Annotated in this window: 21 protein-coding genes; 12 read left to right on the top strand and 9 right to left on the bottom strand. The window is 71.4% G+C overall.

Annotation, left to right across the window (positions count from 1 at the left end; genetic code table 11):
• The first annotated feature begins 169 nt into the window (after positions 1-169).
• On the top strand, positions 170-1,405 hold the full coding sequence (locus ACTWQF_RS22380) for a macrolide family glycosyltransferase (RefSeq protein WP_443281396.1): 1,236 nt from the start codon (positions 170-172) through the stop codon (positions 1,403-1,405).
• A gap of 44 nt (positions 1,406-1,449) precedes the next feature.
• Here ACTWQF_RS22380 and ACTWQF_RS22375 read toward each other — a convergent pair whose 3' ends face one another.
• Both ACTWQF_RS22375 and ACTWQF_RS22370 read right to left on the bottom strand, forming a co-directional pair.
• The gene (locus ACTWQF_RS22375; RefSeq protein WP_443281395.1) at positions 1,450-1,770 is read right to left on the bottom strand and encodes a hypothetical protein; all 321 of its coding nucleotides are present in this window, start codon (positions 1,768-1,770) and stop codon (positions 1,450-1,452) included.
• Complete coding sequence (locus ACTWQF_RS22370; RefSeq protein ID WP_443281394.1) at positions 1,767-2,708, bottom strand: LysR family transcriptional regulator; 942 nt, start codon at positions 2,706-2,708, stop codon at positions 1,767-1,769. The genes ACTWQF_RS22375 and ACTWQF_RS22370 overlap by 4 nt, the downstream gene beginning before the upstream one ends.
• Positions 2,709-2,834: 126 nt before the next feature.
• Between ACTWQF_RS22370 and ACTWQF_RS22365 the strand changes: the two genes are divergently transcribed.
• Complete coding sequence (locus ACTWQF_RS22365; RefSeq protein ID WP_443281393.1) at positions 2,835-3,500, top strand: maleylpyruvate isomerase family mycothiol-dependent enzyme; 666 nt, start codon at positions 2,835-2,837, stop codon at positions 3,498-3,500.
• Between the two features lie 38 nt (positions 3,501-3,538).
• Positions 3,539-4,468, top strand: a complete 930-nt coding sequence (locus tag ACTWQF_RS22360; protein ID WP_443281392.1) for a putative RNA methyltransferase — start codon at positions 3,539-3,541, stop codon at positions 4,466-4,468.
• An 82-nt stretch (positions 4,469-4,550) separates the two neighbouring features.
• Here ACTWQF_RS22360 and ACTWQF_RS22355 read toward each other — a convergent pair whose 3' ends face one another.
• Positions 4,551-4,928, bottom strand: a complete 378-nt coding sequence (locus tag ACTWQF_RS22355) for a MerR family transcriptional regulator (protein ID WP_443281391.1) — start codon at positions 4,926-4,928, stop codon at positions 4,551-4,553.
• Positions 4,929-5,020: 92 nt separating this feature from the next.
• Between ACTWQF_RS22355 and ACTWQF_RS22350 the strand changes: the two genes are divergently transcribed.
• Positions 5,021-6,043 carry an alpha/beta fold hydrolase gene (locus ACTWQF_RS22350; protein ID WP_443281390.1) on the top strand — a complete coding sequence of 341 codons (1,023 nt, stop codon included), beginning with the start codon at positions 5,021-5,023 and terminating at the stop codon, positions 6,041-6,043.
• Here ACTWQF_RS22350 and ACTWQF_RS22345 read toward each other — a convergent pair.
• Positions 5,968-6,750: an AraC family transcriptional regulator gene (locus ACTWQF_RS22345; RefSeq protein ID WP_443281389.1), complete on the bottom strand. Its 783-nt coding sequence runs from the start codon at positions 6,748-6,750 to the stop codon at positions 5,968-5,970. The genes ACTWQF_RS22350 and ACTWQF_RS22345 overlap by 76 nt on opposite strands.
• Positions 6,751-6,805: 55 nt before the next feature.
• Between ACTWQF_RS22345 and ACTWQF_RS22340 the strand changes: the two genes are divergently transcribed.
• Positions 6,806-7,390: a class I SAM-dependent methyltransferase gene (locus tag ACTWQF_RS22340; protein WP_443281388.1), complete on the top strand. Its 585-nt coding sequence runs from the start codon at positions 6,806-6,808 to the stop codon at positions 7,388-7,390.
• Between the two features lie 77 nt (positions 7,391-7,467).
• Here ACTWQF_RS22340 and ACTWQF_RS22335 read toward each other — a convergent pair whose 3' ends face one another.
• A complete protein-coding gene (locus ACTWQF_RS22335) occupies positions 7,468-8,082 on the bottom strand; it encodes a DUF1269 domain-containing protein (RefSeq protein ID WP_443281387.1) in 615 nt (204 codons plus the stop codon).
• A gap of 163 nt (positions 8,083-8,245) precedes the next feature.
• Between ACTWQF_RS22335 and ACTWQF_RS22330 the strand changes: the two genes are divergently transcribed.
• Entirely contained in the window at positions 8,246-9,001 is a 756-nt protein-coding gene (locus tag ACTWQF_RS22330; protein WP_443281386.1) for an acyltransferase domain-containing protein, read from the top strand.
• Positions 9,002-9,071: 70 nt separating this feature from the next.
• On the opposite strand, the gene ACTWQF_RS22325 is transcribed toward ACTWQF_RS22330, so the two are convergent.
• Together ACTWQF_RS22325 and ACTWQF_RS22320 are read right to left on the bottom strand one after the other, a co-directional pair.
• Positions 9,072-9,575, bottom strand: a complete 504-nt coding sequence (locus ACTWQF_RS22325) for a GNAT family N-acetyltransferase (protein ID WP_443281385.1) — start codon at positions 9,573-9,575, stop codon at positions 9,072-9,074.
• Positions 9,576-9,710: 135 nt separating this feature from the next.
• Positions 9,711-9,848: a hypothetical protein gene (locus ACTWQF_RS22320; RefSeq protein WP_443281384.1), complete on the bottom strand. Its 138-nt coding sequence runs from the start codon at positions 9,846-9,848 to the stop codon at positions 9,711-9,713.
• A 38-nt stretch (positions 9,849-9,886) separates the two neighbouring features.
• Between ACTWQF_RS22320 and ACTWQF_RS22315 the strand changes: the two genes are divergently transcribed.
• From ACTWQF_RS22315 to ACTWQF_RS22305, 3 genes are all read left to right on the top strand, one after another.
• Complete coding sequence (locus tag ACTWQF_RS22315) at positions 9,887-10,690, top strand: exodeoxyribonuclease III (protein WP_443281383.1); 804 nt, start codon at positions 9,887-9,889, stop codon at positions 10,688-10,690.
• 258 nt (positions 10,691-10,948) lie between these two features.
• Complete coding sequence (locus tag ACTWQF_RS22310) at positions 10,949-11,731, top strand: alpha/beta fold hydrolase (RefSeq protein WP_443281382.1); 783 nt, start codon at positions 10,949-10,951, stop codon at positions 11,729-11,731.
• The gene (locus ACTWQF_RS22305; RefSeq protein WP_443281381.1) at positions 11,731-13,068 is read left to right on the top strand and encodes a cytochrome P450; all 1,338 of its coding nucleotides are present in this window, start codon (positions 11,731-11,733) and stop codon (positions 13,066-13,068) included. Before ACTWQF_RS22310 ends, ACTWQF_RS22305 begins: the two co-directional genes overlap by 1 nt.
• On the opposite strand, the gene ACTWQF_RS22300 is transcribed toward ACTWQF_RS22305, so the two are convergent.
• On the bottom strand, positions 13,009-13,845 hold the full coding sequence (locus tag ACTWQF_RS22300) for a MerR family transcriptional regulator (RefSeq protein WP_443281380.1): 837 nt from the start codon (positions 13,843-13,845) through the stop codon (positions 13,009-13,011). The genes ACTWQF_RS22305 and ACTWQF_RS22300 overlap by 60 nt on opposite strands.
• A gap of 195 nt (positions 13,846-14,040) precedes the next feature.
• Between ACTWQF_RS22300 and ACTWQF_RS22295 the strand changes: the two genes are divergently transcribed.
• From ACTWQF_RS22295 to ACTWQF_RS22285, 3 genes are read left to right on the top strand one after another with little or no spacing between them, the layout of a single operon-like run.
• Positions 14,041-15,657 (top strand): flavin-containing monooxygenase, encoded by a 1,617-nt coding sequence (locus ACTWQF_RS22295; RefSeq protein ID WP_443281379.1) that lies wholly within the window; start codon positions 14,041-14,043, stop codon positions 15,655-15,657.
• Positions 15,654-16,610 carry an alpha/beta fold hydrolase gene (locus ACTWQF_RS22290; protein ID WP_443281378.1) on the top strand — a complete coding sequence of 319 codons (957 nt, stop codon included), beginning with the start codon at positions 15,654-15,656 and terminating at the stop codon, positions 16,608-16,610. Before ACTWQF_RS22295 ends, ACTWQF_RS22290 begins: the two co-directional genes overlap by 4 nt.
• Positions 16,607-17,497, top strand: a complete 891-nt coding sequence (locus ACTWQF_RS22285) for an SDR family oxidoreductase (protein WP_443281377.1) — start codon at positions 16,607-16,609, stop codon at positions 17,495-17,497. Before ACTWQF_RS22290 ends, ACTWQF_RS22285 begins: the two co-directional genes overlap by 4 nt.
• A 156-nt stretch (positions 17,498-17,653) precedes the next feature.
• Here ACTWQF_RS22285 and ACTWQF_RS22280 read toward each other — a convergent pair whose 3' ends face one another.
• Entirely contained in the window at positions 17,654-17,836 is a 183-nt protein-coding gene (locus ACTWQF_RS22280; protein ID WP_443281376.1) for a hypothetical protein, read from the bottom strand.
• Positions 17,837-17,930 lie beyond the last annotated feature (94 nt).

Below are 17,930 nucleotides of genomic sequence, written 5' to 3'. Positions count from 1 at the left end.
GTGCGGCATGTACTTTCACCAGATCTACGGCTGACACGCGCGAGGCGGCGCCCCGCCTCACTTCCGCGCACCGGGTGCACACGCGCACGCCGGTTCGCTGAGCGTGTCCTCTTTCGCCGCAGGTTTTCGCCGACAGCGCGAACCGTAGATCTGGAACGGAAAATCACCCATGCCTCGTGCATTCCGAACGGCCCTTGAATCCCGCCCCGTTGACCGGCCCGCGCATATCGCGATGGTCGGCATTCCCGCAGTCAGTCATGTGCTGCCGAGCCTGGAGATCATCCGGGAGCTGGTCGCCCGTGGCCACCGGGTGACGTACGCCAACGATCCGGCAGTTGCCGAAGACGTCGCTTCCACGGGCGCCGAGCTGGTGCCGTACACGTCCGGACTGCCGGTCGCGGACAACAACTGGCCGGACGATCCGATCGCCGCCATGGAGATCTTCCTGGACGACGCGATCGCCGTCCTGCCCCGGCTGCGGGCCGCCTACGACCAGGACCGGCCCGATCTCTATCTGTACGACATCGGCGCCTTGGCGGCCCGTGCGCTGGCCGAGGAGCAGGGCCGGCCCATCATGCAGCTCTCGCCCACGTTCGTGGCCTGGGACGGCTACCAGGAGGAGGTCGGGGCGCAGTTGTGGGGGCTGCCGGGCGCCGACTCCTACCGGGCCAAGTGCGCCTCATGGCTGGCCGGTTGCGGGGCGACGACGACGGACGTCGACGCCTATCTGGGCATGCCGTCGCGGGCGCTGGCGATGATCCCGCGCGTGATGCAGCCCAACGCCGAGCGGGTGGACACCGACCGCGTCACTTTCGTCGGCCCCTGCTTCGGTGAGCCCCGGGCCGACGGGCCGGGTGCCCGTGGGACATGGCAGCGCCCGGCGGGCGCCGAGCGGGTGCTGCTGGTCTCGCTGGGCTCCGCGTACACCAGGCAGCCCGAGTTCTACCGGCGCTGTCTGGCGGCCTTCGGCGGACTGCCGGGCTGGCACGTGGTTCTCCAGATCGGCAAATACACCGACCCGGCGGAGCTGGGGGAGATTCCCGGGAACGTGGAAGTGTGCTCCTGGGTACCGCAGTTGGCCATCCTGGAGCAGGCCGACGCGTTCGTCACGCACGCGGGGATGGGCGGCAGTGCCGAAGGGCTCCTCACCGGGACGCCGATGATCGCCGTGCCGCAGGGCGCCGAGCAGTTCGAGAACGCCGACCGTCTGGTCTCCCTCGGGGTCGCACGCCGCATCGACACCGAGGAGGCGACCCCGGAGCTGCTGCGCGAGGCGTTGGACGCGCTCAGCAGCGATCCCGAGGTCGCCCGGCGCTGCGCCCGGCTGAGCGCTGAATCGCGCGCTGAGGGCGGTACGCGGCGCGCTGTGGAACTCATCGAGCAGTACGGCGGGTTCGCCGCCTGACGGCCCGCTGGGCGGCTTTGCAGCCTGCCCTGGCACAGATGTCCTCATCTGTGCCAGGGCAGGCTTTCGATCTGGTCGATCCGGCCTGCCGCCAGCAGTGAGAACAGTCGCAGGACCTCCTCTCGGGGGACGCCGCGTAGTGCGCCGGGGGCGGGGCCGTCGTCGTCTCCGGCGTCCGCGATCAGCTCCCACCACAGCAGGCCGCTGCGGAAGGCGCTGAGCGTCCACCCGGACTCGTGGGACAGCGACACGTCCGGGTGCTCCTCGTCGGCCTCGGTGTCGAGGCTGTCGAGGGCGTGCTGCATGGCTGCTTCGCCGGGCTCGTCGATGCTGTCGCCCATGGCGGTGGTGAGGAAGTACGTCATGCGCTCCATTCACCCAGGGCGTCGCTGTCGTCGTCCGTCCGGGGCACACTGAGGACGGCGCGCAGGCGGGGCAGCAGAGCGCGTGCTGCCGGGCCGGCCGGGCCGCCGGTGCGCCAGGTGAGGCCGATCCGCGCCCGCGGCTGAGGCGTCAGGTGCAGTGTCCGCAGCCCGAGTGCGGCGGCCGTACCCGGCGGCATGGCCGGTACGACGGCGGCTCCCAGTCCGCGGGCCGCCAGCCGGGCGAGGAGGGGCGGGGCGGCGGCCTCGAAGGCGACGCGGGGACGGAACCCGGCCTCCGAGCAGGCGCGTTCGAGGACGCCACGCAGGCCCGTGCCGCGCGGGAGGCTGATCAGGGGGCGGTCGCGCAGTGCCGCCACCGGCAGGGGTCCGTCGCCATGGGCCAGCAGCGGGTCGTCGGGGGCGACGGCGACGGTGACGGGCTCGTCGATCACGATCTCGGCGGTGGTGCCCTCGGGCGGGTGCTCGTCCGCCAGGCCCAGCACGCCGATGTCGAGCTCGCCCCGGCGCAGCGCCTGGAGCATGCGCTCCGAGGTGTCCTCGGTGAGGGCGATATCGACCCGTGGGTGCTCGCTGTGGAAGTCGGCCAGTACGGAGGCGATGTCGAACTGTCCGGTCGCGCCGGAGACCAGTCCGACAGCGACATGGCCGCGCAGCAGCCACGTGAACGCGTCCGCGCTGTGCCGCACGTTCTCGGCGGCCTCCAGCGCCGCCCTGGCGTACGGCAGCACCGCCTCACCGACCTCGGTCGGCGCCACCGAACGCCCCGTACGGTCCAGGAGCGGGTGGCCCAGCTCCCGTTCGAGCTGCCGGATGCGTGCGCTGACGCCGGGCTGGGCCAGATGGAGGCGTTCGGCGGCCCTGGTGAAGCTGCGCTCCTCCACCACGGCGACGAAGAACTGAAGCTGCCGCAGATCCATGTCCGGCAGCCTAGCCAGTGCCATAACCGTTGCTTCTGATCGCCAGAAGGGCCTTCTCTTGGACTTATGGGCTGCACCGCGGACACCCTGGGAAGATCACCGCCAATGCTGCACAGGGAGCGGCCAATGGACATCAAGCAGGCGATAGCTGCCGAACGCACGGAACTGGCCGAGCTGTTGGACGGACTGGCGGAAGCCGACTGGGAAGCACCCTCCCTGTGCGCGGGGTGGCGGGTGCGGGAGGTGGCGGCCCATATGTCGGCCGGGTTCCGCACGTCGCGCTCGCAGATGCTGCGCGAACTGCTGCGGGCCCGCGGCAACCTGCACCGGATGACCGACCACTGTGCGCGGCGGGACGCCGCCGCGATGAGCACGGCCCAGATCGCGGCTGCGCTGCGGGACAACGCTCATCACCCCTGGAAACCTCCAGTGGGTGGTCTCCCGGCGGCACTGGGGCACGACGTGGTGCACGGGCTGGACATCACTGTCGCGCTCGGCCACGGGCGGCGCGTTCCGCAGCAGCGGATCGGCGTACTGCTGGACACCGTCACGCCCAGGAGCCTGAAGTTCTTCGGCGCCGATCTGAACGGTGTCGCGCTGCGCGCCGACGACCTCGACTGGTCGTACGGCACGGGTACGCCGGTGTCAGGAGCGGCGCAGGATCTGCTGCTGGTCGCCTTCGGGCGCAGACTGCCCGCCGGCCGGCTGCGCGGTGAGGCGGCGGACCGGTTCACCGCGGACCTGGTCCGGCCCGCCGCTCCGGAAGGCGGGGACGGGGCGGCGCGGCGGTAGCCTGGGGGCTCCCTCCCGCCGTCCGAGGAAGCCGCCCCGTGTCCGAACCACCCGCCACGCGTCCCGGTCCCGCACGCCGCGGTCCGGTGCACGCCGGGCCCTGGGAGGCGCTGACGAGGGTGGTGCGGTGCCCCGTCTGCCGGGACGGTCTCGAAGTGGCCGAGCGGTCGCTGCGCTGCCCGCAGCGGCATACGTTCGACGTCGCGCGGCAGGGGTACGTCAGTCTGCTCTCGGGCGCCAAGCGCACCATGAACGCCGACAGCGCGGCGATGGTGCAGGCCCGCACGGCGTTCCTGGAGGCAGGGCACTATGCGCCGCTGACCCAGGAACTGGCGCGGATCGCGGCCTCGCCGGAAGTGCGCGGGGACGGCGAGGACGGCACTGTGCTGGACGCCGGTGCGGGCACCGGGCACTACCTCGCCGCCGTCCTGGAGGCGCTGCCGCGCGCTGTGGGACTCGCGCTGGACGCGTCACCGTATGCGCTGCGCCGTGCCGCGCGGGCGCACCCGCGTGCGGGAGCGGCCAGCTGGGACGTATGGCGGCCGTTTCCGGTACGGGACGAGTGTGTGGACGTCGTGCTCAATGTCTTCGCACCGCGCAACGGTGAGGAATTCCACCGGGTGCTGAGGCCCAGTGGAGCGCTGCTGGTCGTCACTCCGACTGAGCGGCATCTGCGCGAACTGCGTGACCGGCTCGGGCTGCTGGAGGTCGATCCGGACAAGGAGGAGCGCCTGGAGCGCACACTGTCCGGACACTTCGTACGGGAGCGAACCGAGGCACTGGAGTACACCGTCGGGCTGTCCGGACAGGACGTGGAAAACCTCGCTGCCATGGGACCCGCCGCGCGGCACGTCGAACCGGAGGAACTGCGGGCGCGCGTTGCCGGGCTGGGCGCGCCGGTGGGGGTGACGGCATCCTTCGGGATCTCGGTGTACCGGCCACACCGAAAGGCGGGGCCCAGGGCCTGACTTTCGCTGGTACCGCGGCGGTTCGGCTCCGCCGGATGCGCGGACACCCGCACCAACGGCGGAGCGGACCGAACCGGCCGCGCTATGCGGGCGCTCCGGTTTTGAGGTGCTCAGGAGTGGCGGCCAGGACGTTGTCGAGCAGGCCGCGAGAGGTGTGCAGGGCCTCGATCTCCGCGGTCATCCGATCCCGATGGGCGAGCAACTGTGCGACGAGGTCGGGGCAGGTCGGCACCAGGCGGTCTCCCTCGTCGCGCAGGCACGGCAGGATCTGCTCGATCATCGTGGTCGACAGCCCCGCCGTCAGCAGACAGCGCACCCTGCGCACTGTGTCGACGTCCGCCTCGCTGTACTCGCGGTAGCCGCTGGGCAGCCGCTGAGGGCTCAGCAGGCCCTGCTTCTCGTAGTAGCGCAGCAGTCGCTCGTGGACGCCGGTGCGGCGCACCATTTCCTTCATGCGCATGCAGGTCGTCTCCTCAAGGATCGCGCCGTGGTCGCCCGGTCTCCGGCATCGGCTTGACTCTGACACTCATGTCGGAGTTTAGCTTCCCATACATGACCAAGGCGCACACAGCGGCAGCTGCCGCAACCTCGTCCCGTATCGACTCCTCCTCCCTCGATGTGCACGTACAGGGCAGCGGACCGGCGCTGCTGCTCGCGCACGGGGCGGGAGGAGGGATCGAGCCCAACTTCGGCTATGTGCTGGAGGATTTGGCGTCGGACCACACACTGGTCGGACCGCACTACCCGGGTGCCGGTGCCTCGCCTCTCACGCGGGACCCGCTCGACCTCGACGCGCTGGTGGACGCCGTCGTGGAGGCGGCCGTCTCGCGCGGGCACGAGCGGTTCACGCTGCTGGGAGAGTCCCTGGGGTCGGCGGTCTCCATACGGGCAGCGGCCCGGTACCCGGAGCGGGTGACAGGGCTCGTGCTGACGGCCGGGTTCGCCGTGGCCGACCCGGTCCTGGCGTTCGCCGCCGAGCTCATCACCCGGTTCGGGCGGGCGGGGGAGTGGGACGCGGTGGCGCGTATCGGCACGCAGTCAGCCCTGCTCGACGACGATCTGCACAAGCTCACCGCCGAGGCACTGGAGGCCGCTGTCGCGGCGTCACGTGAGGGCCTGCCGCCAGGCGTGGTCGACCACTTCGATCTGGTGCGCAGGGTCGACGTACGCGGCGACCTCGCGGGTATCTCCGTTCCCACCCTGGTGGCGATGCCCACGAGTGACCGTCTTGTCCTTCCCGACTGCTCCCGGCAGCTGGCTGCGGCCATCCCCGGTGCCGCCCTGGTGGAGATTCCGGGCGGCGCGCACGTCCTGGGCGAGCGGCACCGCAAGCTGTGGCTCGGGCATGTGCGGGAGTTCCTGGCAGGGCTGCCGGACGCAGTGCGTTCGGGCGTGGCCGGTGGATCTTGCGTACCCGGCGTGGACGGGACAAGATCCGCCGGACACGGCCTGGCCGCTCAGCAGCCGTCGCACCTCGGCGGTTCCCTCCGGTCGGCGTCTCAGCGGAAGAACTGCCCCGGGGTGAGCCCGACGGTGCGGCGGAACGCGGCGATGAAAGCGCTCGCCGAGGCGTAGCCCACCCGGTGCGCGACGGATTCCACGGAGCGCCCCTGGGCCAGCAACGGCATCGCCTCCTGCACCCGTAGCCGCTCCCGCCAGCGGCCGAAACCGAGCCCCGTCTCAGCGGTGAACAACCGCGCCAGCGTACGGGCGCTGGCTCCGGCGACACGGCTCCAGGCGGCGAGCGGGCGGGAGTCGGTGAGGTCTGCGTGGAGCGCTTCGGCCACCGCGCGAGCCCGTGGATCGGTCGGCCAGGACAACCCGATGTCCCGCGCGGGCACCGGCTGGAGCAGGTCGAACAGCACGCCTTCGGCGCGCTCGCGGGAGGCCCGGGAGAGGCCGGGCTCTGCCAGGTGGTTGATGAGTTCGCGCAGCAGCGGCGGTACGGCCACCACAGTGGGCTCCGGCCAGGCCACCGGGCAGTGCGCGGGTGCGATGTAGGGACTGCGCATCACCGCCGTGCTGGTGGCGCCTGTCGCGTGCGGAGTGTGCGCGGGGATCCACAGTGCGACCGAAGGAGGCAGCAGCCAGGTGCTGCCCGGCGCACGTACCGACAGCAGGCCGCTTGTGCACCAGGCCAGTTGGTGCGCCGGATGGCGATGTTCCTCGAACCATGAACCCCGCGGCAGCGGGAAGCTGCGCACGACAAGGGCCGCCTGCTGTCCTCCCGGCGGAACGTCACACGCGGGCAGCGAGTCCGGAAGCTGTCCGTATGGAGGCATCAGTTGGCAGCGTACGCCGTAGTGGACGGCTGCCGACCCGGCTTAGCGTCTCCGTATGCCGATGAACAGAGCGCACCGGAGACTGTGCAGTTCCGAGAAGTGGGCCACAGGCGTGCGTGAGCAACTGCTGCCGTGGGCCCTGGAGAACGTCGAACTGGGCGAGGACATCGTCGAGATCGGCCCCGGCTACGGAGCCAACCTGCGTGTCCTGATCGAGCAGGTGCCCCGGGTGACCGCCGTCGAGATCGACGGTGAGACGGCCGGGCTGCTGCGCGACACGTGGGGCGACCGCGCGCGCATTCTGCACGCCGACGGTGCGGACATGCCGCTGCCTGACACCGCGTTCTCCGCGGTGGTGTGCTTCACGATGCTGCATCACGTGCCCACCGAAGCGCAGCAGGACCGCATCTTCGCCGAGGCGTTCCGCGTGCTGCGGCCCGGAGGGACGTTCGCGGGGGCCGACAGTCAGCCGAACTTCCGCTTCCGGCTGCTGCACATCGGCGACACCATGAACACCCTCGACCCTGCGGCACTGCCCGCCCGGCTGTCCAGGGCGGGGTTCACCGACATCGCCGTGGACCGCCATCCGGAGAGTGGTGGGCTGCGCTTCCGTGCGCGGCGCCCGGCGGAGGACGGCTGAGGACGGCTGAGGACGGTCCCATTCGGTGCTCCCTCGCCGCCTGCGCCGTCACCAGTGCTCCACCACGGTCCAGCGGTCTACCGCCGCCACCAGTGCTCCTCGCGCCCGCTCGCCCGCTCCCGCTCGCCCTCGCCGTGCGGGCCGACCTCGTGCCCTGCCGCCGCGGGGCCGGTGGGGGCGTCCGAGGGGTTCGGCGTCGGCTGGGGGGTGGACAGGACCTCCTCCAGCTCCTTGCGCACCGTAGCGGCCAGATAACGGCTGACGTCCGGCCCCAGGGCCTCGTCCGCGGGGTCGGTGGACGTCTCCTTCACGTCGGCCACCACGACCGTGCTGCCGGGCGGGATCTCCGCGGTCAGCTCCTCCAGCCCCTCGTTCGTCTCGATCACCCGGCGGGCGTCGTGACCACCGCCGATCAGCCCGCCCGCGCCGAAGCCCAGCAGAGCCCCCTTCGGGCCGCCCACCAGGCCCAGCAGCGCACCGACGAGCCCTCCGACGGCCAAGCCGGTGGCGCCGCTGACGTTGTCCACCTCGCCGAGGACCTCGGCGTTCCCGTCCGTGTCCCGGTCGACCACCCGCGCCTCGAGCAGTTCGAGCACGCCCAGGCGGTGCGCGCTGTCCAGCCTGTCCAGCGCGTTCAGTGCCGCTCGGGCGCCCCGCTCGGTGAAGTCGGCGCACAAGATGTTTTCCGTCATACGCCCACCATCGGCGCTCCCGCGGCGGACGGCATCCGCAGTCCGGCACCGGCGCCGCGACCTGCGGCGCAGCCTGGCAGGACGTGGGTGACCGGTTCGGCAGTCGGTACAGGTGGGGGCGTGCGACTGGCACGGCGGGGGCGCGGCGGGTGAGGGTGGCCCCATGAACGTCGCGTTCCTCTTTCCCGGTCTGGGCTCGCTGCGGGCGGGCATGCTGCACCGGCTGCCGGACACCGCCGCCTCGGCGACCGTGCTCGCCGAGGCCGAGTGGGGCCACCCGGGAGGGATTGCGCAGCTGGACACCGCCGAGGCACTGGCGGAGTCCGAGGTGGCACGGCATGTGAGTCTGCTGGTCGCCGGAGTGGCGGGGGCCAGGGCGCTGATGGAGGACGAGGACGTGCGACCGGCTGTCGTGGCGGGGCACGGCCTCGGGGGGTACGCCGCAGCCGTCGTCGCGGAGCTGCTCACCTTCCCCGAGGCGCTGCGGGCGGTCCGGCTGCGTGCCGAGCTGCTGGAGCGGGCCGAGGAACCGCCGCACGACATCGGCATCCGGATGGCACAGCACCTGGCGACCATTCCGCGCCGCACGCACACGCTGCCCTATGTGGCCTGCACGAGCGGTGCGTGCCTGCACGGGAACGCGAACGGGGTCTTCGACGACCTGGCCCGTTCCGTCGCGCTGCCGGTGCGCTGGGAAGAGATGAAGGCGTCCCTGCGGACGGCGGCCGACCGATGGGTGGAGCTGCCGCCCGGGCGCGCTCTGACCGCGCACCTGGCGGGAGAGGGGCCCGGCGCAGCCGGGCCAGGCCCCGGGGTGCAGGTTGTCTCGGTGGAGGAACGGGGGATCGCGGAGGCCGCGGACTTCGCGCGGGGTGTGGCGGGGGATGCAGCGGGGGAGGGGGACTTCCCTGTTGGCTAACGTGGTTTATTAACGGGCTTCACTGACTGGCTTCGCGAATGGGCTTCGCCAACCGGCTTCGCGGAGCTGTTCAACGAAGGGGCTTCACAAAGCACCGGCTCTCCTCGTGGAACCGGTAGAGGCCGAACTTCTCCGGAGCCGGCTCGTACCCCGCCGATGTGTACAGCGCGATGGCTTCCGGCTGCTCCATGCCCGTCTCCAGCACCATGCGCGTGCGCCCCGCCTCCCGCGCGTCCCGCTCCAGCAGGGTGAGGATCCGACGGGCGAGGCCCTGGCCACGCGCCTCGGGCACGACGAACATGCGCTTGATCTCGCCGTCGCCGTCCGCGTAGTTCTCGTCCTTCTCGTCCGGCCCTCGCGCGGCGTCCATCGACCGCCAGGCACCGGTGGCGACGGGTCGCTGCTCCTCGTCGTAGGCCAGCAGGTACAGACCGCGCGGCGGCTTGAACATCATGGGGTCAAGCGGCGTCGCGTCGCCTTCCGGGTCGCCGTAGCGCAGCGCGTACTCCTGGAGTACGAGATCGTTGAGCTTCCGGGCGTCCGGGTGGTCGAAATCGGCGGGAACGATCTGCATGCCCGGCATCGTAAGGTGCCCGATGGTTTTGCGCCTGTTGCTTTTCGCCCGGGGCCGCGGGCGAGGGCGGCTGCAGCGTGCCGTCTGCTGCCCGTGCTGGGCCGAGCTGCTGCCCGTGCTGGGCCGAGAGATGGCTCACTCCTCGTCCAGCTCGCCGAGGTCGGCTTTTGGGGCATCCTCAGGTTCGTTGTCGGTGTTGCCGGCCTCGTCGTCGCACTTGTCGCCCTCCAGCCGTGGATGACGGTCGCGCCGTGGTGGCCGCCACCGCCACATAGGGTGCGGGTCGTCCGCGTACCGATGGGGGGCATGTTTTGCGCAAGGTGAGCACGGTGAACGTCAATGGGCTGCGGGCAGCGGCCAAGAAGGGGTTTGCGGAGTGGCTGGGGACCACTGAGGCGGATGTGATCTGTCTCCAGGAGGTCCGGGCGGAGCCGGAGCAGCTGCCTGAGGCGGTGCGGTGTCCGGAGGGCTGGCATGCCTTCTGGGCGCCCTCCTCCGCGAAGGGCAGGGCCGGTGTCGCCCTGCTCACCCGTCGGGAGCCCGACAGCGTGCGGGTGGGTTTCGGCGCGTCCGAGTTCGAGGAGTCCGGCCGCTACGTGGAGGCGGACCTGCCCGGCGTGACGGTCGCCAGCCTGTATCTGCCCTCCGGGGAGGTCGGTACGGAGCGGCAGGACGAGAAGGAGCGCTTCATGGCGGCGTTTCTGCCCTACCTGTGCGACCTGCGTGAGCGCGCGGCGGCGGCCGGGCGCGAGGTGCTCGTCTGCGGGGACTGGAACATCGCCCACCAGGAAGCCGACTTGAAGAACTGGCGCGGCAACAAGAAGAACTCCGGGTTCCTGCCGGAGGAGCGCGCCTGGCTGTCCCGCGTCTTCGACCCGGCCGAGGGCGGCTACACGGATGTCGTCCGCTCGCTCCATCCGGACGTCGCGGGACCGTACTCGTGGTGGTCGTACCGGGGGCGTGCCTTCGACAACGACACGGGCTGGCGGATCGACTACCACGTGTCCACGCCCGGGCTGGCGGGCCGTGCGGTGAAGGCGTACGTCGAGCGGGCCGCCACCCACGCGGAGCGGTGGAGCGACCATGCGCCGGTGACCGTCGACTTCGGGGCTTGAGAGGGCCCCGCAGAGGGAGTTCGAGGCGCCGCGAGGGCTTGAAGCCGTCTGCCGTGGTCTTGTGCGGCCGGGAGGGGCCGGGTCACCGTGGAGCCGGGGCGGGGTGCCGGGGCCCCGCCGTGCTCAGGGGAGGCCGCCATGGACGCTGCCGCAGGGGCCGGAACCGATGACGCAGGAGGGGGAGCCGCGAGGGGTGCCGGTGGCCGGTCCGGTGCCGTCGTATTACCTGCCGTCCGGATCGGTGACGGCGCGCACCATGTGATCGCCGTACACGGCTGGTTCGCGGACCGGCGGGCGTATGCGCCGGTGTTCGATGTCCTCGACCGGGCCACGTTCAGCTACGCCGTGCCCGATCTGCGCGGCTACGGCGAGGCGCGGGACATCGGGGGCGCCTTCACGACCGATGAGGCCGCGGGGGACATCCTGGCGCTGGCGGATGCGCTCGGCTGGGAACGGTTCTCGCTCGTCGGGCACTCGATGGGCGGCGCCGTCATCCAGCGTGTCGCGCTCGCGGCGCCGGAACGGGTGCGCCGGATGGTGGGTATCGCACCGGTGCCCGCGAGCGGGGTGCCGTTGCAAGGGGAGCAGTGGGAGCTTTTCGCCCAGGCCGCACAGCGCCCCGCCAACCGCAGAGCGATCATCGATCTGAGCACCGGCAACCGGCGCCCGGACGCCTGGCTGGACCTCATGGTCGAGCGGTCGCTGTCGTGCACCGATCCGACTGCCTTCCGCGCCTGGCTGGACTCCTGGGCGCTGGAGGACTTCCACGAGCAGGTGCGGGGCTGCCGGGTGCCGGTACGGCTGGTGGTCGGCGACGGCGATCCGGTGCTGTCGGCGGAGGTGGTCCGTACGACATGGCTGCGCTGGTACACGGCTGCCGAGCTGGTGGAGGTGCCTGCCGCCGGGCACTATCCGCTCGACGAGACGCCCCTGGAGACCGTCCGGGCCGTGGAGGACTTCCTGCGCGCGGAGGTGGGCGCCGAGGACCTGCGCGCGGAGGAACTGCCCGGGGAGGAGCTGCCCGTGGAGGGCGGCAACTGATGGGCACCGTGCACCAGGCCGCGGCCTCGCCCGCCCCTGCACCCGGCGTGGACGTGTTCGATCCGCGCCGCTACGCCTCCGGGCTGCCGCACGAGGCGTTCCGCGCCCTGCGGGACGGTGATCCGGTCGCGTGGCAGGAGGAGTACGAGGTGCTGGGCTGGCCCGCGGGGCCGGGGTTCTGGGCGGTGACGCGGCACGCGGACGTGCTGCGAGTGCTGCGCTCGTCCGCCGACTTCTCCTCCTTCGAGGGGGCCACCCAGATCCGGGACCCGGATCCGGAGGACCTGCCGTTCATCCGGCGGATGATGCTCAACCAGGATCCGCCCGCGCACAACCGGCTGCGCACCCTTGTCAGCCGGGCCTTCACGCGGCGCCGGGTGGAGCGGTTCGAGGCGGACGTGCGGGCACGGGCCCGGCGGTCGCTGACGGCGGCGGGCGAGGAACTGCAAGAGCGGGGCGGCTGCGACCTGGTGGCCGGGGTCACCGACGACTTCGCGCTGCTGAACCTCGCGGATCTGCTGGGCGTACCGGCAGGGGACCGCGGCCTGTTGCTGGAGTGGACCGAGCGGATCATCGGGTACCAGGACCCGGACCAGGCCGTCACCGTCCTCGGGCCGGACGGCCGTCCGGCCAACCCCCGGTCGCCCGCGATGCTGCAGGAGATGTTCGCCTACGCGCGCCGGCTCGCGGCGTACAAGCGCGCACATCCGGCGGACGATGTGATGACGGCGCTCGCCCACGAACTGACGGGCGCCGAGCTGGAGATGTTCTTCTTCCTGCTGACTGTCGCGGGCAACGACACGGTGCGCAGTGCGGCACCCGGTGGACTGCTCGCACTGGCTGAGCATCCGCAGGCACAGCGCACCATGCGCCGGCTGGTACGGACCGGGAATGTGAAAGCGCAGGCTGCAGCGGTGGAGGAGCTGCTGCGCTGGCACACTCCCGTGCTCAGTTTCCGGCGCACGGCAGTGCGAGATCTCGAACTGTCGGGACGTCGCATCAGTGCCGGGGAAAAGGTGGTGGTCTTCCACGCCTCCGCCAACTACGACGAGCGGGTCTTCTCCGCGCCGCACACCCTGGACCTGGCCCGTACGCCCAACCCGCACCTGGCGTTCGGAGAGGGCCCGCACGTCTGCCTGGGCGCCCATTTCGCCCGCCTCCAGCTGCTCGTGCTGTACCAGGAGGCGGCCCGACTGCTGCCGCCTTACGAGCTGCCGGCGCGGCAGGAGCGGGTGCCCGAGAGGGGAGGAGCAGGCGGTGCGGGGGAAGTGCGCCGTCTAGTCTCCAACTTCATCCATGGCATCAAGTCCCTCCCCGTCCGCCTGTCCGCCGGTTAGCCATTCCTCCAGTTCCGCCCGCACCCGCCGGTCCAGGGCGAGGCCGAGCTCCGCCTCGACGACCTGTTTGGCGACGGGGGCCAGGCGGGCGAGGAGATCGTTGAGCTCGGCCGGGTCGGTGGAGTTCTGCCGGGGCAGGAGGTGGGAGCGGAAGAGGCGGGCGAAGGTGGCGGCGATCTCGTCCGTCTGGGTGCGAAGTTCGCGGGCCGCCTCCAGGACGTCGGCCAGCGGGATGCCCTTGGCGACCAGGTCGGCGGAGCCCTCCAGCAGGCGGCGGCTGGTGTGGACGAACTCGTCGCCGTCGATGGCGACATAGCCGAGGTGCAGGGAGGCGGCCAGATTGTCCGCGGTGGCCTCGCCCTGGAAGTAGTCGGCGAGCTCCTCCGGTGTGAGGCGGACGGGGGTCTCCTCGGAGAACGGGGTGAACACGGTGCTGTCCAGCCCCATGACCTCGGCGGCCGAGCGTACGTCGCGGCCCTTCTCGAAGGCGTCGAGCAGGTCGGCGATGCCGCCGAGGGTGTGGCCGCGGGCCAGCAGGGCCGTGATGCTGCGCAGCCGTGCCAGATGGTGCTCGTCGTACCAGGCGATACGCCCCTCGCGGCGGGGCGGCGGGAGAAGTTTGCGTTCGCGGTAGAAGCGCAGGGTGCGAGTGGTGATGCCGGCGGCCTCGGCCAGCTCCTGCGCGCGGAACTCCCGCTTCTTGGCGGGCTCGCCAGGTGTGCCCCCGGTCGGCCGGCCCGGCCCGTCCGTCGTGTGTTGCTCGTTCGCGCTCGCCACGCCGTCCAGCCTAAGTGGCGGCCGTGGGCCTCCACCCAGGTGCGACCGCCGGTAACTTTCCTCGGACCGACCACTACCCATGAGTATTCCGCTGCCCTACTCTCGTGACCGTGCCAGTGATTACTGGCACAGTTGGTGGTCCCCCACGGTCCCCCACGAAGGTGCAGTACGCGACAGATCCCGGGAGGCGGCGGCATGGCGGCCGAGCACGAGCAGGAGCACGTACGGGTGGCGGTGATCGGTACCGGATTCGGCGGTCTGGGGGCCGCTGTCCGGCTGCGCCGCGCGGGGGTGACGGACTTCGTCCTCCTGGAACGCAGGGAGGCCGTCGGCGGCACCTGGCACGACAACACGTATCCCGGGTGCGCGTGCGACATCCCCTCGCACCTGTACTCGTTCTCCTTCGCGCCCAACACGGAGTGGCCGCGCAGCTTCTCGCCCCAGCCGGACATTCGCGACTATCTGGAGCGGGTCACCGACACCTTCGGATTGCGCCAGCACATCCGCTTCAACACCGAGGTCCAGCAGATGAGCTGGGACGCCGAGGAGCTGCACTGGCGGGTGGTGACCTCGGCGGGCACGCTGACGGCCGACGTCGTCGTCTCCGCCGCCGGGCCGCTGTCCGAGCCCAAGCTTCCCGATGTCCCGGGGCTGGACTCCTTCGAGGGCAAGGTCTTCCACAGCGCCACCTGGGACCACGACTACGACCTGCGCGGCAAGCGGGTGGCCGTCATCGGCACGGGGGCCTCGGCCATCCAGATCATCCCCGCCATCCAGCCGGTCGTCGGCGAGCTGACCGTCTTCCAGCGCACCCCCGCCTGGGTGCTGCCGCGAGGCGACCGCCGTATCAGCAGGGCCGAGCGGAAGCTGCACGCCCGCTTCCCCGCCACCCAGAAGCTGCGCCGGTTCGCACTGTGGGGCGTACGAGAGCTGGAGACGCAGGTCTTCGCCAACTATCCGAAACTGCTGCCTGCCGTGGAGCAGGTCGCCAAGCTGCACATGAAGCGCGCCGTCAAGGACCCCGGGCTGCGCCGCAAGCTGACGCCCGACTACCGCGTCGGCTGCAAGCGCTGTCTGCTGTCCGACGACTACTACCCGGCGCTCGCGCAGCCCAATACGCACGTCATCGACTCCGGTCTCAAGGAGATCCGCGGCAACACGCTGATCTCCGCGGACGGCCGCGAGGCGGAGGTCGACGCGGTGGTCTTCTGCAGCGGCTTCTACGTCTCCGACATGCCCGTGGCGCACCTCGTCAAGGGCGCAGACGGCGAGACGCTGGCCCAGTCCTGGGCCGGGGACGGGATGAACGCGCTGCGCGGCACGACCACCACCGGTTTCCCCAACTTCCTGTTCGTCATCGGTCCCAACACCGGGCTGGGCACCAGCTCGATGGTGCTGATCATCGAGGCGCAGCTCAACTACCTGATCGACTACGTGCGCAAGCTGGACACCCTCGGCGGCGGTGACAAGGTCGCGCTGGACGTGCGGCCCATCGCGCAGCACACCTACAACGCCAAACTGCGCGAACGCATCAAATCCAGCGTCTGGGACACCGGCTGTACGAGCTGGTATCTGGACGCACAGGGTCGGCCCGTTGCCGTGTGGCCGGGCACCACAGCCGAGTTCCGCAAGGTCACACGTGAGGTGTGGCTGGAGGAGTACGAGGTGCTGCGGGCGCCGCGCAGCGGCGGGGGCACTGCTGCTCGCCGCAAGGCACCGCTGCTGGCCGGGAGCGTCGGCACCGGAGCCGCCACCGACGCCTTCCACCCCGCGGAGGACATGCCCTCGGGGGCGCGGGAGGACGCACGATGAGCCGTATCACCAGTACGGACCGGCGCGGGGGACTGACCGGTCGGTATGTGCCGCCCATGCCCACGCGAGAGCTGACCGCGCTCTCCGGGGACGGCGTACGCCTCCCCGTCGAGGTGCACGGCCCCGCCGACGGCCCTGCCGTCGTCCTCGCCCACGGCTGGACCTGCTCGACGCTGTTCTGGGCGCCGGTGATCCGGGAGCTGACCGCGAGCGGCCACCGCGTCATCGTCTACGACCAGCGCGGGCACGGCCGCAGCCCCGCCGCCGCGGCCCGCATGGCGTACAGCACCGCCATGCTCGCCGACGATCTGTGTGCCGTACTGGACGCCGCTCTGGAGCCGGGCGAGCGGGCAGTGATCGGTGGCCACTCGATGGGCGGCATGACGATCATGGCCGCGGCCGGCCGGAAGCAACTGCACGAGCACGGCGCGGCGTTGCTGCTGTGCAGCACCGGCGCCGAACATCTGACGGGGCAGGCGCGGGTGCTGCCGTTCCGCTCCGAAAGGATGCGTGCCGTCGCGCACCGGATGCTGCTGGGCTCGGCAGCCCCGCTGGGCCCTGTCACACCGCTGACCCGCAAGGCCCTCGCGTACGGCACCCTCGGGCCCGCTCCCGACCCGGCCACCGCAGAGGTCACGGCGCGCATCGTGCACGCCTGCGCGACGCGCGTCAGGTCGGCGTGGGGCGGGGTGCTGGCCGGGCTCGACCTGTCGGCCAAGGTGCCGCACCTGGACGCGCCCACCGCCGTCGTCATCGGCACCCACGACCGACTCACCCCCCTCCCGCACGCCCACCGGCTGGCAGCCCTGCTGCCCCGCTGCACGGGAGTGCACGAGCTGGAACGGCGCGGGCACATGACGCCGCTGGAGGAGCCGGAGACGGTCAGCGCCGTACTCGCCGGACTCGCCCGGAACCACCTCGCAGCCAAGGACATGGAGGCGACGAGCGCATGAGCAGGGTCAGTCTGGAGGGCCAGGTCGCCGTCATCACGGGCGCGGCCCGCGGCGTGGGGGCGCTGCTCGCGCGGAAGATGGCCGCACGCGGCGCGAGGATCGCGCTGGTCGGGCTGGAGCCCGACGAGTTGAAGCGGGTCGCCGACTCGCTGCACACCGACTCGGCGTACTGGTACGCGGACGTCACCGACCACGAGGCCATGGCTCACGTCGCCCGCGAGGTCAAGGAGCACTTCGGGAAGGTCGACATCACCGTCGCCAACGCCGGGGTGGCAGCGGGCGGGCCGTTCATGGACTCCGACCCGGTCGCATGGCGCCGGGTGATCGAGGTCAACCTCATCGGCGGCGCGGTCACGGGGCGTGCTTTCCTGCCCGTACTGGAGGAGTCGCGCGGCTACTTCCTCCAGATCGCCTCACTCGCGGCCATCACTCCGGCACCGATGATGACGGCGTACTGCGCCTCCAAGTCCGGTGTGGAGGCGTTCGCGCACAGCCTGCGCGCGGAGGTCGGCTACAAGGGTGTCGGCGTCGGCGTCGGCTATCTGAGCTGGACCGACACCGACATGGTGCGCGGTGCCGACGCGGACGAGGTGATGCGCGGGGTACGGCAGCGGCTGCCGTACCCGACCAACAAGACCTACCCTCTCGGGCCCGCCGTCGACCGGCTCGTCGCGGGCATCGAGCGGCGCTCCCCGCATGTGTACGGGCAGTGGTGGCTGCGCGGTATGCAGGGCATACGCGGCTATCTGGCCCCGCTCATCGGTGGCCCCCTCGGACAGCGCGAGATGAAGGCTGTCGCCCCCCGACTGGAGGCTGCGGGTGGCGTTTCGACGGGCCTCGTCGGCGCGGGCGGCGAAGCGGACGAGAGGGCGCGGGCCTCGCGCTAGACCGACAGGCCCCGTAAGGGGCGCGGGGAACTGCGCGACCAGCCACAACAGACCCGCAGCCTGCGGACGGCGGACAGGGGCACTCTCTTAGGAGGGCGCCCCTCTCGCGGCTGCGGTGAGAAGAGAGGGCCCCGCCATTGCAGCGGGACAAACCGCTCAGCGGTTCTTGTCCTTCCACTCCTGGGCGCGCTGCTGGGCCTTGTCCTTCAGCTCCTGCGCCCTCTGGCGGGCGTCCTGGCCGCCACCCTGACCGCCGGACCGCGACTTGGACTGCTTCTTCTCCTTGCCCCTGCGCCGAAGCTGCTCGGCCTTGGACTTGAACTGGTCTGCGAAGCCCATCGTCACTCCTTCAGACGTGTCGGAAGTGTCTCCTCACGGGCACTTTCCACCCTGCCACGCCGGTGCATAGCCCGCATTCCATATCAGAAGGCGC

Origin of the sequence: Streptomyces sp. 8N114, from assembly GCF_052245835.1 — a bacterium.
GTDB lineage: Bacteria > Actinomycetota > Actinomycetes > Streptomycetales > Streptomycetaceae > Streptomyces.
The sequence above is the reverse complement of the archived record's forward strand: the minus strand, read 5'-3'. Positions and strand labels throughout refer to the sequence as shown.